Annotated in this window: 14 protein-coding genes; 4 read left to right on the top strand and 10 right to left on the bottom strand. The window is 35.5% G+C overall.

Features of this window, described 5'->3' with window-relative positions; all coding sequences use genetic code 11:
• The first annotated feature begins 203 nt into the window (after window positions 1–203).
• Window positions 204–845 (top strand): protein-L-isoaspartate(D-aspartate) O-methyltransferase, encoded by a 642-nt coding sequence (locus tag ACFEMA_RS14075; RefSeq protein ID WP_411768846.1) that lies wholly within the window; start codon window positions 204–206, stop codon window positions 843–845.
• Here ACFEMA_RS14075 and ACFEMA_RS14070 read toward each other — a convergent pair whose 3' ends face one another.
• From ACFEMA_RS14070 to smpB, 4 genes are all read right to left on the bottom strand, one after another.
• Window positions 846–2,675: a Xaa-Pro dipeptidyl-peptidase gene (locus ACFEMA_RS14070; protein ID WP_411768845.1), complete on the bottom strand. Its 1,830-nt coding sequence runs from the start codon at window positions 2,673–2,675 to the stop codon at window positions 846–848. It abuts the gene before it with no gap.
• A 10-nt stretch (window positions 2,676–2,685) separates the two neighbouring features.
• Window positions 2,686–3,207: a hypothetical protein gene (locus tag ACFEMA_RS14065; protein ID WP_411768844.1), complete on the bottom strand. Its 522-nt coding sequence runs from the start codon at window positions 3,205–3,207 to the stop codon at window positions 2,686–2,688.
• A 53-nt stretch (window positions 3,208–3,260) separates the two neighbouring features.
• Window positions 3,261–5,726: a DUF5686 and carboxypeptidase regulatory-like domain-containing protein gene (locus tag ACFEMA_RS14060; RefSeq protein WP_411768843.1), complete on the bottom strand. Its 2,466-nt coding sequence runs from the start codon at window positions 5,724–5,726 to the stop codon at window positions 3,261–3,263.
• 111 nt (window positions 5,727–5,837) lie between these two features.
• The gene (gene smpB, locus ACFEMA_RS14055; protein WP_411768842.1) at window positions 5,838–6,296 is read right to left on the bottom strand and encodes an SsrA-binding protein SmpB; all 459 of its coding nucleotides are present in this window, start codon (window positions 6,294–6,296) and stop codon (window positions 5,838–5,840) included.
• 123 nt (window positions 6,297–6,419) lie between these two features.
• Here smpB and ACFEMA_RS14050 point away from each other — a divergent pair, with 123 nt between their 5' ends.
• Window positions 6,420–7,181, top strand: coding sequence for a DUF6503 family protein (locus ACFEMA_RS14050; protein WP_411768841.1), 762 nt, complete (start codon window positions 6,420–6,422; stop codon window positions 7,179–7,181).
• Here ACFEMA_RS14050 and ACFEMA_RS14045 read toward each other — a convergent pair.
• From ACFEMA_RS14045 to clpB, 6 genes are all read right to left on the bottom strand, one after another.
• Window positions 7,164–7,682 carry a SixA phosphatase family protein gene (locus ACFEMA_RS14045; RefSeq protein ID WP_411768840.1) on the bottom strand — a complete coding sequence of 173 codons (519 nt, stop codon included), beginning with the start codon at window positions 7,680–7,682 and terminating at the stop codon, window positions 7,164–7,166. The two genes, ACFEMA_RS14050 and ACFEMA_RS14045, sit on opposite strands and share 18 nt — an antisense overlap.
• Window positions 7,683–7,719: 37 nt before the next feature.
• Window positions 7,720–8,517 carry an alpha/beta hydrolase family protein gene (locus ACFEMA_RS14040; protein ID WP_411768839.1) on the bottom strand — a complete coding sequence of 266 codons (798 nt, stop codon included), beginning with the start codon at window positions 8,515–8,517 and terminating at the stop codon, window positions 7,720–7,722.
• A gap of 7 nt (window positions 8,518–8,524) precedes the next feature.
• A complete protein-coding gene (locus tag ACFEMA_RS14035; protein ID WP_411768838.1) occupies window positions 8,525–8,974 on the bottom strand; it encodes a nuclear transport factor 2 family protein in 450 nt (149 codons plus the stop codon).
• Between the two features lie 76 nt (window positions 8,975–9,050).
• Complete coding sequence (deoC, locus tag ACFEMA_RS14030) at window positions 9,051–9,710, bottom strand: deoxyribose-phosphate aldolase (RefSeq protein WP_411768837.1); 660 nt, start codon at window positions 9,708–9,710, stop codon at window positions 9,051–9,053.
• Window positions 9,711–9,941: 231 nt separating this feature from the next.
• Entirely contained in the window at window positions 9,942–10,802 is an 861-nt protein-coding gene (locus tag ACFEMA_RS14025) for a TraB/GumN family protein (RefSeq protein WP_411768836.1), read from the bottom strand.
• Window positions 10,803–11,032: 230 nt separating this feature from the next.
• Window positions 11,033–13,639, bottom strand: a complete 2,607-nt coding sequence (clpB, locus tag ACFEMA_RS14020) for an ATP-dependent chaperone ClpB (RefSeq protein ID WP_411768835.1) — start codon at window positions 13,637–13,639, stop codon at window positions 11,033–11,035.
• A gap of 196 nt (window positions 13,640–13,835) precedes the next feature.
• Here clpB and ytxJ point away from each other — a divergent pair, with 196 nt between their 5' ends.
• Window positions 13,836–14,225: a bacillithiol system redox-active protein YtxJ gene (gene ytxJ, locus ACFEMA_RS14015; RefSeq protein WP_411768834.1), complete on the top strand. Its 390-nt coding sequence runs from the start codon at window positions 13,836–13,838 to the stop codon at window positions 14,223–14,225.
• 87 nt (window positions 14,226–14,312) lie between these two features.
• Window positions 14,313–16,085 carry a DUF885 domain-containing protein gene (locus tag ACFEMA_RS14010; protein WP_411768833.1) on the top strand — a complete coding sequence of 591 codons (1,773 nt, stop codon included), beginning with the start codon at window positions 14,313–14,315 and terminating at the stop codon, window positions 16,083–16,085.
• Window positions 16,086–16,121: the final 36 nt, after the last annotated feature.

Below are 16,121 nucleotides of genomic sequence, written 5' to 3'. Positions count from 1 at the left end.
AACAAAAATAGCAGTTTTACTACGAATTTGACAATAATGTTTTATTAAAACGTGTAATAATTGAATAGTTCTTATTTGTAATGAATTGTAAGTATTATTCATTGTAATATTGCAATATTACGATGGGTAGAAAGAAGACTAATAATTCCTTTTGTACTTCATAACCTTTAGCCTAATTTTACCCAAACTAAACCTGCCTATTTTTGAAGGATACATATAAACATCAAGGTATGCGCCAACAATTGGTTGGTGTTTTAAAAGACAAAGGAATAAAAGACGAGCGTGTTTTAAACGCTATTGGAACTATTCCTAGACACTTATTTATGGATTCTGGGTTTTTGGACCATGCGTATCAAGATAAAGCATTTCCTATTGCTGCAGATCAAACAATCTCACAGCCTTATACCGTAGCCTTTCAAACAGAATTATTAAATGTAGAGCCTGGTGATAAAGTTTTAGAAATAGGAACGGGTAGTGGTTACCAAGCTGCAGTACTCTGTACTCTAGGCGCAAAAGTCTATAGTATAGAACGTCAAAAGGAATTATTTAAGAAAACTTCAAAGTTTCTTCCAAAACTGGGTTACAGAGCTAAAAAATTAATTTTTGGTGACGGATATAAAGGCTTACCTGAAGAAGCCCCATATAAAAGTGTTATTGTTACTGCTGGAGCGCCGTTTGTGCCAAAGCCTTTATTGCAACAATTGGCTATTGGCGGACGATTGGTAATACCTGTTGGGGACGATGTACAGGTGATGACCTTGTTTATCAGAAAAGGGGAAAAAGAATTCGAAAAACACGAGTTTGGCGAATTCCGTTTTGTGCCTTTACTTGAGGATAAGAATTAATTAGTCCTCAGTAGCTTCATTAAATTCTTCCTTTCCTCCAACAACAGGTAATTGTAATTCCGTTTTGTGCAATTGTACCGTCAATTCTGTTCCTGGTTTTGGGTGTAAGGTAAAATCTTGGTCACTAGAAAAAATCATCAACCCTATGTTCTGCCCTTTTTTAATGACCTGATCGTCGGGTTGCAGCTCAAATACTAAATCATAGAATTGTCCAGGGACTAAAGGTTCACTTTCTGTCAGTGATTTTGAATTTTGCGGATCTGCCCATCCACGAGTGATAACGTTATCCGTAATTTTCACTCCTTCTTCCCATGGCAAGGAGACCAACCACACTGAAAGATTAGCTGCTAGCTTACTACTCGCCACAGAAATCTTAATTTTAGCCAAACCTGAAATATGAAGATCCTCTTTTAATTCTGACGTCACATAAAGCAATCGGTTATTCGATGATTCTGCTTTAGCTAAGTCAGCACCACTAAAGCTAACATCATCCACTAGGGTTTCTTTAGCTAATCGTTTTGTGTGTATGGTCGTTAAAACACCACCTGTATTCGGAAATAATGACACCATTTCTGCGTCTGGGTTTGGGTAATCCTTATAAGCTGTTGGCTCACTTCGCTTATCGTCCTCTCTAACGATGTACGCTTTATTTTCTAAATTTTCAACGCCATTGTCAACTCCATGTAAATACTTTGTGAACCATTGATTCATCATAGACACTGGTGGTGGACCACCATGGCCGTTTTGATGGTAATAAATCATAGCTGGTAAACCTTTTTCTTTAGCAGCTTTATAAATTCTGTAGCTGTGTTCTGGCATTACATTCCAATCGTTAAAGCCATGCGACATTAACAAAGCAGCATTCATAGGTTCCATATCATTAAGGTAATCGCGACTAGCCCAAAAGTCATTATAATCGCCAGTAATACGATCCATACCGTTTTTCATTTCGGTATCCCTAACCGTTTTGTTGTTATAAGGTCTTTTATCTTCTGCACCGCTATGGATATAATCGTAAAGGACATCTATGTCTTCCCCCAAATAGCCTCCAGGAGAACGTACCAAACCATTGGAACGATAGTAATGATAATAAGACGTATTTGGCGCTATTGGAATAATAGCTTCGAGTCCGTCAACACCAGTTGTAGCAGCAGCTAGTGGCAAAGTACCATTGTAAGAAGTCCCAGTCATTCCCACTTTTCCGGTTGACCAATAGGCTTTTACTTCCTCATTCCCATCAGGACTTGTATAACCTTTAGCTCTTCCATTGAGCCAATCAATCACTGCTTTTGGTGCTAATGTTTCGTTATCTCCACCAACCGTTGGTGCTCCTTGTGACAGACCAGTTCCTGGTGAAGAGGAATGCACCACGATATAACCTCTTGGCACCCATGTTTTGATTTGTGAGTTAGAAATGATTGGGCGTTTTCCTCTGCGAGTGACTTCTGGATGTATGCGTTCGTTCGTCGTTTCCCCAATCTCATGCTTTACATTCCAAAACACACCTTCTACATCTGGTGCAACACCAGCGTAATAAGGGCTTGATTCATAAACTACTGGTAGTTTTAAACCCTCAGACTCTGTTTGTTTTGGTCTGGTCACATCAACGTGCATCCTGTCCATTTTACCATCACCATCGGTATCAAAAGTAGTTTCTACCCATAAGTCATGGCGAATCCATTCATCAGGATTATTAAAAGCTTCTACAATTTGTGCTTCCCCATCTTTAAAAACTGGTGTTACTTTTTCAGAAGCTTGTTGTGCACAGTTGACGGTGAAACTGGCAATAGCGATAGCTAATACAATTGAGGATTTTAAAGGTAATTTCATAATTAAACGTTTAGTCTGGTAAATATTCTGATGGAATAGGGCTTGTTTCGGATTCTTGCTGCCAATAGATATTGATTATCCACCAGCGTTCACCATCATTTAGCAACTGAATGCTATTGATGCCTCGCATAAAAGGCTCTTCATCTGCTTCACTATGATAGGATTCATAAGTACTGAATACCTGTGTGATATTTCCAAAAGTATTTACCGAACGGTGGATCTCTTTTTCAAAAAAACCATTTTCCACTAGCCACTTACCTGAAGAGCTAATATAATCTTCTGGTTTTAGAAAACGAGCAACATGTTTACCTTCTTGGGTTTTTCCAGTGGGAATCAATTTTGCTTTAGGATGAAATAAAAACTTGAACACATCCCAATTGCGTTCCTCTCCTTTCTCCCCAGAAATAACTCCGTAAAGTGTTTTTAAAGTAGAGTCGAGTGTAGCAACTTTATCCGAATAATCTGGTTGTTCGTCTTGGGCAGAAAGCTGAAGACTTAAAGCAATAACGAGTAAGAAGACGATTTTTTTCATGTCTCTGAGTATTTAATTCTTAAACTGATAGATTGAAATTTAAAGTCATAAATTTAAAAGAATTTTAGACCAAATACTATTGCATCGCTTTTAAATCCACTTTGATAAGATCTTACATAGTCTAGCCTTAGGAATCTCCATTTACCAAAACCTATATTATCGACACCGATTGAATATTCTTGGTAAGGCTTGTTTTCTGGTATCGACAACAAATGCGCCCCTATAATTAGATTAAAATTCAGTTTATTAATAAGCGGTAGTTTCCCGAGAATGAAACCGTTGAAATCATGTTCTGCATGTGCTTCTAAATAAGAATCATTTGTGCTGGCTGAATAGTAATCCAAATTATTAAAGACATTGGTGTAATTGCCAGAGGTGCTCACATGTGTCTGATTGCCATTAAAATGCTGATAATCTACAAATGCAATATTTTCAGCATTGAAAAATTTACCTGTTTTGATATTATAGCGGAATCGACCTTTATTTCCCAGAGCTAAAGATTGGAACAATTGCGCTTTAACTTGGTCAAAGTTATAACTGTCATTTGTTGCACTAAACCCTTTTTCATAGGTTAGCACGAGTGTCGGATATTTTTCGCTATTTATATTAAACTTACTTCCTGGATAGCTTAAATAGTTCTGGCCGAAATTGATTCGAGCTGAAGTGAAGAATTTTAAAATGTTATGGGATTCAAACGGTGCAATTCCGAAAGCAGTTTCATTTAAAGGATTATTACTGGTGTAAAAATCATTCTCATCATTGTCAAACACTTGATCTGTGGTGTTGAAAAGCGGGTTTCGTTTTTCATAACTTAATAAAGACGTTAATCTAAAGCCATTGAATAATTCTTCCGAATGCCGCAATTGAACAAAATAGCGCTCATAAAACTTAGCGTAATTATCTTCAAAAACTAATGTGCTTATTGAGTTTATAAAGGGACGAATAGGGTTTGCATTGTTAAACTGTAACACCTGGGTACCACTAGAAAAGGTTAAAAAAGCATCAGTAATATCGTTGAATTTGTATGTGGCACTAAATGTTCCTCGGAGGCGCTCGTCTGAAAACCCGTATTGCAAATTTCCATTGATGTTTAAATAGCGTTTAAAATCATCATAGTTTTTTCTGAAAAATACATAAGCTCCAACAGTATAACCTTGAACGGTATTAAATTGTAAACTGCTCAATGGCAAATCATAGCCTAAACGATAATCCTTGTGAGAATTTTGATAGGTATATCCTGTGACGATATTCGGTAATTTAAACTTATTTTCAGCGCGATCTACGGAGTCTAAATAAGGTTTAGAATTCTGAAGTGTTTCAATGCTATCTTTTTTAATGTAATCTTGAACCTCTTCAGACGTTAGAGGAACAGGTCTTAGTTTTTTCCAGAAGAGTGAATCTTTTTTATTGGCTTCAGCTTCAAAGGCTACAAGTTCTCTTCCAAAATCAGAGGTATTTAAACCAGTATTAAATTCGTAGTTGCTAAAAACAGCTGTGTAGCGTCCGTCACCTTTAATTCCGAATATGCCATAGGAAAAATCAATACTTTGAGATCGCATGGCCCAGATGTCATCGGTTTCCGAATATGAAAAATTTTGCTCAAGTGTAATTTTGTCTGCTACAGGAATTCGTGCTTGGACACCAGTTAAGACTAGTTTTAGTGCATAAATGGTCCATTGGTCTTCTACAATAAAAATATCCCCAGAGAATACGGGATCATTTGGTCGGCGTGGAATCACATTAATTTTATTGATGAGATTTCCTCTATCGTCATAAAAAATGCCTTCCAACTTATAACGGTAATAGCCAAAGGCATTATTGGCTATTGGCGAAATCATTTCACTACCAAACTCAAGCGTATTATTGTAAAAATTAAAATCCACATCAATGGCGTTATTAAAGCTAAAGCCATTGTCATCACCACTGACCTTTGATGCTGCTATTTTTTCTTTGAGCTTATCTGGTCGTAGGAATTCAATTTTAGAAATCGTTTCCGATAAATAAATAATACCACTACGCGTAGAATCCAATCCACCACCAAGGTCTCCAATCTCTTGGCCTAGAAATTTCTCAGGCGCATTTTTAATTCGGATTAAACCTCTTGAATAATAATCCGCTTTGTAAGACTGTATTTTTTCGAGATTGGTCTTACGTGCAGCAATGACTTTTCGCATAATAATATCAGCAGGGTTTTCTTCAGCATTAACCACAACTTCATCAAGAGAAACATTTTCTTCAGAAAGACTAATGCTTAATTCGTAAGGGGCATTCGTTTTGGTAATTGTTTTTTTAACCGTTTTGTAACCTAGGGATTGAAAGACGATAGTCAGTTCACCGGTCTTTTCAAGAGCAAGCTCATAATAGCCAGCTTCATTTGATGTTGTACCCTTGTATGTGTTTTCAATATAAATGTTGACATAGGGAATCGGCTGGTTTTCTTTATCTACAATAGTGCCTTTAATTTGTGAGGAGGCTGTAATACTTAGCAGCAGAATAGAGTAGAGTAGAAGATGCTTCATAAATAGGTGATGGTTATACTATGAAAGACGCAAATTTTAATGCTAAAGTTGCCTCCTTAACATCAAACATAGCCTAAATAATAATCTTTAGTTGTTATAACCGTCCTAAAATTATCGAAAATCTTTCTTAATGCGGTCTAGGCGTCGTTTGCTTTCGCGATCCTTTATGGTTTCGCGTTTGTCGTAGAGTTTTTTACCCTTGGCTAAGGCAATCTCAAGTTTGGCTAAGCCACGGTCGTTAATAAATAAACGCATAGGTATAATGGCGTTTCCTTTAATATTGACCTCTTTTTCTAATTTCTTTAGTTCTCGCTTGTTAAGCAACAATTTACGCTCGGCCTTTGGCTTATGGTTGTAATAATTTCCGAAAGAATACTCTTCAATCGTCATATTAATCACAAAAAGTTCCGACTGGTCATTAAACTCACAGAATCCTTCAGCAATAGATGCTTTACCTGCTCTTATGGATTTAATTTCTGTTCCGGTCAGGACAATTCCAGCAGTATATTTATCTAAAATTTCGTATTGAAACTTAGCCTTTCTATTGAGTATGTTCACTTTTTTCTGCATGCTTAGCAAAGGTAGTTTTTATAGTTATAAGTAAAAAGTGATACGTTAAAAGTTTAAAAATCATTAAATATATACGTAATACTATGCTTAGTTTTGCGACTAGAATAATTACAATAGTACCTTATGAAAAACATTTCTATTTTTTTATTAGCTGTTTTGTTTATGGCTTGTAAATCTGAAACTGATACTCCAGAATTAATAGGTGATGTCATTATCAATAAAGCTATAGATGCTTCTGGTGTTGATGTCTTAAAGAATGCTAAGGTAAGTTTTGATTTTAGAGGCACTCAATATTTAGCGAATAGAAATAACGGTCAGTTTGTGTTGGCTAGAGTTTTTTTGAGTGATACTAACGATTCTATTTTTGATGTGTTAAGCAATGATGGTTTTGAACGTTTTGTTAACGATGAAAAAGTGCAATTACCAGACACGTTAATTGCTAAATATACGCCTTCCGTTAATTCCGTACATTATTTTTCGGTATTGCCTTATGGCTTAAATAACAAGGCTGTCAATAAATTTTTGATTGGAAAAGAGATTATTAAAAACACGAATTATCACAAAGTAAAGGTAACGTTTGATGAAGAAGGAGGTGGTGAGGACTTTGAAGATGTGTTTATCTATTGGATCAATTCTGAAACCTATAACATAGAGTATTTAGCGTATTCTTATGCCGAAAGTGATGGTCAAGGGCTTCGTTTCAGAGAAGCCTATAATGCTAGAAACATTGAAGGAGTCAAAATTGTGGATTACAATAACTATAAACCTAATGACGAAAGTGTTGAACTTAAATCCTTAGGAAAATTGTTTGAATCAGGGCAACTTCAATTGCTTTCAAAAATTGAATTAGAGAACGTAGAAATTGATTTAATCGATAACCTTTAGTTCAGATAATACTTCACCTTCTGCAGTAATAGTAACAATGTAAAGGTTAGAATTGTTGTTGTCCGCAATCATTTCATACTTATTTTCACCAACAAGTTTATTAGCAAAAACAGGTGTGGTATTGCTATGGCCGACCACTAAAATCGTTTTGTTTTTAGTTGCGTTCATAAAATCATCATTAGCCATATCACGCGGATCATAAATCGTAATATCCTTTCCTATTCGTTTAGCAATTGGTTCTGCGGTAAGTCTAGTTCTAAAGTAATCGGTGGAATACACCATATCGAATTCAACATCCTTTAAATGTGTGTTCCAATTTTCAGCACGTTTTATTCCTGCTTCACTGAGTTTTGGATTTCTATCTGAAGGGTTTGATCTGTCCTTTTCTGCATGACGAATCAAATAATAGGTAGTGATATTTTCAGCTTCTTTTTCTTTTTTATCATTTCCACAAGACACTATTAATGCAGCAAGAATGAAAAGGGTAAGTATGTTTTTCATGGTTGATATTAGTTTTTAAGGATATGAAGATACAATTTTAGTTATTATACTTTTCCAGAAAATCTAAAACGGTATTAAAAGTGTCATCGGTAGATGATTTTGTACGTTCTTTAACAAGCATTGATGAACCGTGAACGCCGTTTGGGGCCACATAGGTTTGGTGATTAAAAGACTCAGCTAATTTTAACTGCTCTTGTACACTTTCAATTTCAGCTTCTCTGCCAGGGCGAAGAATAAGTAACGAAGGTTTTAAGGTTTCAAAATAAGGACTAGGTAAACACTCTTCTAATTGTTGGCTAGATGCTGGTGAAAACGCTAGTATAGCATCTATGTCATCGGGGCGATTATGTCCTAACTGAATGACTAACGAACCACTATAACTACTTCCCCAAGCTATTCTTGGACCATTAAAACCATTTTCAATTACATAATCTAAAGCTGCTTCCAAGTCTGGGTATGCATCGCAATACCCATAATCTCTATGCTTAATTTTTGCAACGCTTCTATTATAACTTCCATAAATTTGTCCACCGACACGCTGGTCTATGGCTAAGATATTATAGCCTTTGGCTGTTAATATTGGAATAATAGGTTCATATTCCGCCCTAGCATTAGAACCACCTTGATGAAATAATAGGATGGTTGGCGCGGACTTATCTAATTGATAAAGGTCTCCATAGATGTCTAAACTATCGCTGGTTATTAATTGAATTTCAGTTGAAGATTCCGTATCTGATTTTTCTGTTTCTGTAGCTTTTTCTTTTTTCGATTCACATGAAAATGTGAGAAGGGCAATAAAAATAATGTTGAATAATAATAGTTTAGTAGTTTTCATAGTTGGCTCAATTTAAATGCGTTTTTTCTAATGGGCCTTCCCAAATGACCTGTTCAATCATCCATTTGCCATTTTCTTTCGATAATAACATATAGTCAATGCCCCACCAGGCCGTAACCTTAGCCGCAGCAATATGATGACCAATATCTAGGATTTCAACTTTCCGAATGACATCCTTTTCTTTTACGGTGTTTTTTTCTCGGACCCCATTAGCATAGTCCATTGCTTTTCTATAAGTCATTTGACTTGAAAACTCATACTCACCAGAGTCCTTGTTTTTCCAATAGCCAAATTTATAGAGCTTGGGTTTTAGAGCATTTTGAAGTTTTAAAGTGTCTCCTTCGTAGAAGCCTTCAATATAATTTAATAATGTTTTTTCGATTTGTGTTTTATCGTCAGATTGAGCGTAGCTGATTGTAAATATGCACATAATGCATATTGATAGAATTGTTTTCATGATATTGATTGAAGATTAGACTCAAATATAATCTTCTAAATCAATGGGTAAGCGTAAAGATTTGTTAAAAAACTCTTTAGAAAACAGGTTGCACATCTTCATTAAGGATGTCGAGACCTCTAGAAGTTCCAATTCTACTCACACCAAGATCTATATACTTATGAGCTGTTTCAGCATCCCCAATTCCTCCTGACGCTTTAATCTTAGCTCTATCCTTGAGTGTTTTTTTAATGATCTTAACTGCGGTCTGTGTTGCTCCACCTTCTGAAAATCCAGTAGAGGTCTTCACAAAATCAGCCTTACCGTCTAAACAGATTTCACAGGCTTTTACGATTTCATTCTTGGACAAATCACAGATTTCTATGATGACTTTTAGAGGAATATGGCCAATGGCTTTTTTTACCTCTGTAATGTCACGTAATACGGCAACGTGGTTTTTGCTTTTTAAGAAGCCTATGTTCATAACCATATCAATTTCTGTGGCTCCTTGTTCAATAGCTGTTTTAGCTTCAAAAACTTTGGCTTCAGTAGACATGGCCCCTAGTGGGAACCCCACAACAGAGCATACTTTTACATTAGATTTCTTTAAAATTTGATATGCTATAGGTACGTAACAACTATTGACGCAAACTGCATGAAAATTATTGTTTTTTGCTTCTTCACAGACTTGCATAATATCACGTTCGGTAGCATCTGATGCTAATAAGGATTGTTCTATATAGGTATTTAATTCCATCAATATTTGGGGTTAAAATTGTAATAAATAAACTCTACTAATTCCCTGTTATAAGAGGGATACTAGGACAAGAATTAAGAATTGTCTATAGTTTATGTTGGAATTCAATAGCACATCAAATATACGATAATCCGTATTATTTTCACGATAAAACGCATAAAAAAATGCTAAAATCGACGAACGACATCAATTTTAACATTCCTTATTTTTTAACATCCTGATTGTGAGATATTACTCCAAAACGGCTTCTACCGTATATCCTTCTTTACGCAATAAATTAATCACTCCGTTTTCACCAGCCAAATGACCTGCACCAACCGCAAAAAATGTGGGTTCTGCACTGTATTCTTTTATTTTAGGAATCCAATTTTTGTTACGGTTTTCTAAAAGTTTGTCTTGATGTTGGGCAATGCTTCCAGCTTCTTCACTATTCATCATATCTAACATTAAATTAATGTTCTGTGTCTTGTAAGTGTTCAATAAAATAGCGAAGTTTTCTTTGTCTTTTGTCATATTATCTTTGGCTGATTTCAAAAGATCTTTGATTTGATCTTCATACGGAATGTCTTCAAACACTTGAAGTTGTTCCTCAACAGTTTCTAATCCATATATCTCTTCTCCTTCGGCTTGAGATAATTTTACCAAAGTTAATTCATACGATTGCATAGGACAGTCAATCATTTTTGGATACATTGATGCTGAAATCATGAAAGGCTTCATGTTTCCTACCATTTCTAATGACGCACCAAGATTTTTAATTACAAATTCATTTAAGATGTTGTAATCTTCTTCAGAAACCATGTCTTTAATACGCTTTCCGTCTTTCATATAAATACCTGCCATCATTTTGCTTTGCATGCTAGGGTCATCCATATCTAACTCCATAACCATTTGCGTGGTGTCTTCTAGTGCTTTTTTAACATCGTCGCTTAAAGTGGCATCGCAAGTGATATGAATAGTTCCAAAAAGATAGGAAGGATTTTCTAAATCATTACCTGAGATTTTCCAAAGTGTTGAATTTTCTAATTCTTGAGCTGATATTGAGAATATACTTAAAACAGCTATTGCTAAAAGGGATACTAATTTTTTCATACTATTTATTTATTTGTTTAGTTAGTATGAGATTTTCTCAATATGTTACATTGAAATTAATATTACTGATTCTGGTATAGGTTAATTGTATTTTAAAACGTAAAAGCAACGTTCATCCGCTAGAAAACACTCTTTTGGACTCCCGTTGCTTTTACTAGCCTGCCTTAAAAAGGCAGAACCAACCAATCAATTTAAAGACTGTTATTTAGCGTAATTGTTACAGTTAAGCATTACATTTCTTCAATCACTAAGTCACCTTGGTTTCTAAAAACCAATTGATTATCAAATTCATCTAACAGTATAATGCTATCTGTGGTGACTTTACCAGACAGTAATTCCTTACTCAACTGGTTTAACACCTCTTTTTGTATCACTCGCTTAACAGGTCTCGCCCCGTATTCTGGGTTGTAGCCTTTATCTGCTAAATAGGCTTTAGCTTCTTGGGTTGCATCAAACGTTATCTGCTGTTCTGCTAGCATTTTGGTGACTCCTGCTAACTGTAAGTCTACAATAGCTAAAATGTTTTCTTTACTTAACGGTGTAAACATTATGGTGTCATCGATTCGATTTAAGAATTCTGGACGAACAGATTTTTTCAATAATCCAAGAACCTCAACTCTTGCTCCTTCAATAGCAGAAGGAATATCCTTCGTCGCTTCAAAACGTTCTTGTATGATATGGCTTCCCATATTTGAGGTCATGATGATAATGGTGTTCTTAAAATCTGCGATACGCCCTTTATTATCCGTTAAACGGCCTTCGTCCAATACTTGGAGTAAAATATTAAACGTATCTGGATGTGCTTTTTCTATTTCATCTAAGAGCACTACAGAATAAGGTTTACGTCTTACTGCCTCAGTCAGCTGCCCACCTTCATCATAACCAACATATCCTGGAGGTGCACCGACCAATCTACTTACCGCGTGTCTTTCTTGGTATTCACTCATATCAATTCGGGTCATCGCATTTTCATCATCAAACAGATATTCTGCTAAGGCTTTAGCTAGTTCTGTTTTACCAACTCCCGTTGTGCCCAAGAATAAAAAAGTACCTATTGGTTTTTGAGGGTTTTGCAATCCTGCTCTCGATCGTCTCACAGCATCACTGACTGCTTCAATCGCTTCTTCTTGTCCGACGACGCGTTTGTGTAACTCATCTTCCAATTTTAAGAGTTTTTCCCTTTCACTTTGAATCATTTTAGTTACAGGAATTCCCGTCCATTTAGCCACAACATCTGCAATATCTTCATATGTGACTTCTTCCTTAATTAATGAGTTATCTTTCTGATTAGCAAGTATTGCCTGCTGCGCTTCAAGCGCTTCAGTAGCTTCCTTTATTTTTCCATAGCGAATTTCAGCCACTTTGCCATAATCTCCTTCACGCTCAGCTCTCTCAGCCTCTAATCTATAGTTTTCAATATCTTGTTTAATATTCTGAACGTTTTCAACAACTTCTTTTTCACTTTTCCATTTAGCATTAAGTTCATTGCGTTCCTCTTTAAGATTAGCCAATTCAGACTTTAAGGATTTTAACTTTGTTTCATCTTTTTCACGCTTAATGGCCTCGTGCTCAATTTCTAATTGCATAATTTTTCGATCCAAAACATCTAATTCTTCTGGTTTTGAATTGATTTCCATACGCAATTTAGAAGCAGCTTCGTCCATTAAGTCTATTGCTTTGTCTGGTAAAAATCTATTTGTTATATAACGCGTTGATAATTCTACAGCACCAATAATCGCTTCATCTTTAATTCTAACCTTATGATGGGTTTCATATTTTTCCTTGATGCCTCTAAGGATAGAAATCGCACTTTCTGTATCAGGTTCATTGACCGTTACTTTTTGAAAACGTCTTTCTAAAGCCTTGTCTTGTTCAAAATACTTTTGATACTCGTCTAAGGTTGTAGCACCAATAGCTCTTAATTCGCCACGTGCTAAAGCAGGTTTTAATATGTTTGCGGCATCCATAGCACCCTGGCCACCACCTGCACCAACTAGTGTATGGATCTCATCGATGAAGAGAACAATATCTCCTGAGGCGGATGTTACTTCTTTAATAACGGCTTTTAGGCGCTCTTCAAATTCACCTTTATATTTTGCGCCAGCAATTAGAGCTCCCATATCAAGCGCAAAGATTTGTTTATCCTTAAGGTTTTCAGGAATATCTCCATCTATGATACGATGCGCCAAACCTTCTGCAATTGCTGTTTTACCTGTACCAGGTTCTCCAACTAAAATTGGATTGTTTTTGGTGCGTCGCGAAAGAATCTGTAAAATTCTACGGATTTCTTCATCACGTCCAATAACAGGATCTAGCTTACCGTCACTTGCCAATTGGTTGAGATTTTTGGCATATTTTGATAGTGAATTATAGGTTTCTTCCTGACTTTGTGATGTTACACGTTCTCCTTTTCGTAACTCATCAATAGCTGCTTGTAAATTCTTTTCAGTAACTCCTTGATCTTTCACAATCTGAGATATTTTACTTTTTGATTTAAAAATTGCCAAGATGAGATGCTCAACCGAAACAAATTCATCATTCATTTTTTTTGCGATGATGGATGCTTCGTTCATTGTTTTTCCTGCTTCACGTGATAGCATAATATCTCCACCAGACACTTTTGGAAAACTCTCAAGTTCCTTATCTAAAATTTGTCCTAAAAGGGTAACATTGACGTTCAATTTCTTTAAAAGAAATGGGAGTACATTCTCATCAACAGTCCACAAACCCTTAAAAATATGTTCGTTTTCTATCTGTTGATGTTCCAAGCTTTGAGCCAGCTGTTGTGCTTGCTGAATGGCCTGCTGTGATTTAATGGTATAATTATTAAAATTCATGTTTTTATATCTTATTTATTTGTCATCTTTAATGACAGTGATTTTATATTTTATTGGGTATATTTCAATAATCTTACCAATTTAAAAACGCTTAGGCATTGAGACAAAATGTCTGTTAAATTCAATAATAACGTGACTTTTAGTCAGTTTGTAAGATTTAAGAAAGACTACGACTGATTACTTTTAAACTACTTAAATGGGACTATTAAATAAATTATTTGGAAGCTCTTCAGAGCCTAAAGAGGAAAAAGTTTTGCCTTGGATTCCGTTAACTTCAAAAGATCAATTAGATAACATTGCAGAGAAGTCTAAAACTAAAACCCAAGTGATATTTAAACATTCGACACGATGTGGAATAAGTCGTATGGTAATGAATCAATTTATTAGTATGTATGACCTAGACATCAACACTATAGACTTGTACTATTTAGATCTACTCAGTTATAGAGACGTTTCTGATGAAGTGGGTTATAAATTTCAAGTGATGCATCAGTCGCCACAATTATTGGTTATTAAAAACGGAGCTACCGTTACACATGCTTCACATGGTGCAATACATGAGATTCGCTTAAATCAATTCATTTAAAATTTCATTTTAGTTAATCTGTAGAGACTTAAATCACTTCTTGATCAATATTCTTATATTTAAAGACTAAACCAATACACTAGTCTTATGAATAAGTTTTTATTATGCTGTTTGTTATTATTTGTGATGTCTTGTAAACAAGACAAGGAATCTGAAACTACTGAAGATTCCTTAGATATTTCTCAAGTCCTTAAGGACTATAGTGAAGAAGGTTACGAATTAGACCCTATGGTTGCTACAAGGACTGGTGATACTCGATTTAATGATCAATTTCCAAACTTCTTATCTGAAGAGTACAAAGCAAAGAAGAAAGCTTACTATACAAAATATAAACAGATAATTGCGGATATCGATAGGTCAGCACTTACCGATACAGAGAGAATGAGTTTAAATGTCTTGGAGTGGGATTGTGATATTAACCTAGAGGCTATGACATTTAAAAAAGATTTAATGCCCATTGACCAGATGTGGTCTAAAAACTTGGATTTTAATCAATTAGCATCTGCTTCAAATGCGCAGCCTTTTAATTCTGTTGAGGATTATAAAACATGGTTGGTCAGAGTGGATGCCTATTTAGTTTGGCTAGACGCAACCATTGAAAATATGAAGAAAGGAATGGAAGAAGGTTATGTCTTGCCTAAACCTTTAATTAAGAAAGTTATTCCACAATTTGAAACATTAGCTGTAGGCCCTGCTGAAAAACACCTTTATTATTCTCCTATATTTCAAATTTCTGAAGCTTTTTCTAGTGAGGAAAGAGAAGAACTCATTGAGAGTTATACAGCAATGATAAATGATAAAGTTATTCCTGCCCATCAAAAGATGGTTGATTTTCTTGAAAATGAGTACTTACCAAAAGGAAGGGAATCTAGCGGTATAGACGGAACTCCACTTGGAAGTGACTATTACGATCATCAAATTAAATATTACACCACTACCAACATGACTGCGGACGACATTCATAATTTAGGTTTAAGTGAAGTGGCAAGAATCCGATCTGAAATGGAAGCTGTAAAAGATGAGGTTGGTTTTAAAGGTGATTTAAATGCGTTTTTTGAACATGTGAGAACTAAAAAAGAGCTAATGCCATTTACTGAGCGCTCTCAGGTGATTAACTTTTATGATAGTATTCATAACGCTATGAAACCTCAGATTAACAGATTATTTGGTAATCAGCCTAAAACCGGTTTTGAAGTTCGGAGAACAGAACCATTTAGAGAAAAATCCGCTGCGGCAAATTACAATGCAGGGTCTTTGGATGGAACGCGACCAGGTATTTTCTTTACACCAATACCAGATGTTGAAGCCTATAACATCTTTGATAAAGAAAGCCTGTTTCTTCATGAAGCGATACCAGGGCATCATTATCAGATTTCTTTACAACAAGAAAATGAAGAATTACCAGCTTTTAGAAAGACGCTATGGTATAGTGCTTATGGTGAAGGTTGGGCGCTTTATGCCGAATCTATGGGTAAAGAATTAGGCTTGTTTAAAGATCCATATCAGTATTTCGGGATGCTGAGTCAAGAAATACATAGAGCGATTAGGCTTGTGGTAGATACTGGTCTCCATTCTAAAGGCTGGACACGTGAGCAAGCCATACAATATTCCTTGGAAAATGAAGCTGAATCCGAACGTGCTATAACTAGTGAGATTGAGCGCTATATGGCTAACCCAGGTCAAGCCTTATCTTATAAGATAGGTCAACTAAAATTAGTAGAACTTAGGGATAGAGCTTCTGAAAAACTCGGGGATAAATTTGACATCAAAGAATACCACAACCAAGTTCTAGAAACAGGTTGTATTCCACTGCAGTTATTAGAAGACAAGATAGATAGTTGGATTGTTTCTTATAAATAGATTGAATGTTTAGATATAATCTTAGGAACTAAATTT

The sequence above is a fragment of the Winogradskyella sp. A3E31 genome, assembly GCF_046720935.1.
In the GTDB taxonomy this organism is placed as follows: domain Bacteria; phylum Bacteroidota; class Bacteroidia; order Flavobacteriales; family Flavobacteriaceae; genus Winogradskyella.
This window is presented reverse-complemented; position numbering and strand designations above follow the sequence as displayed.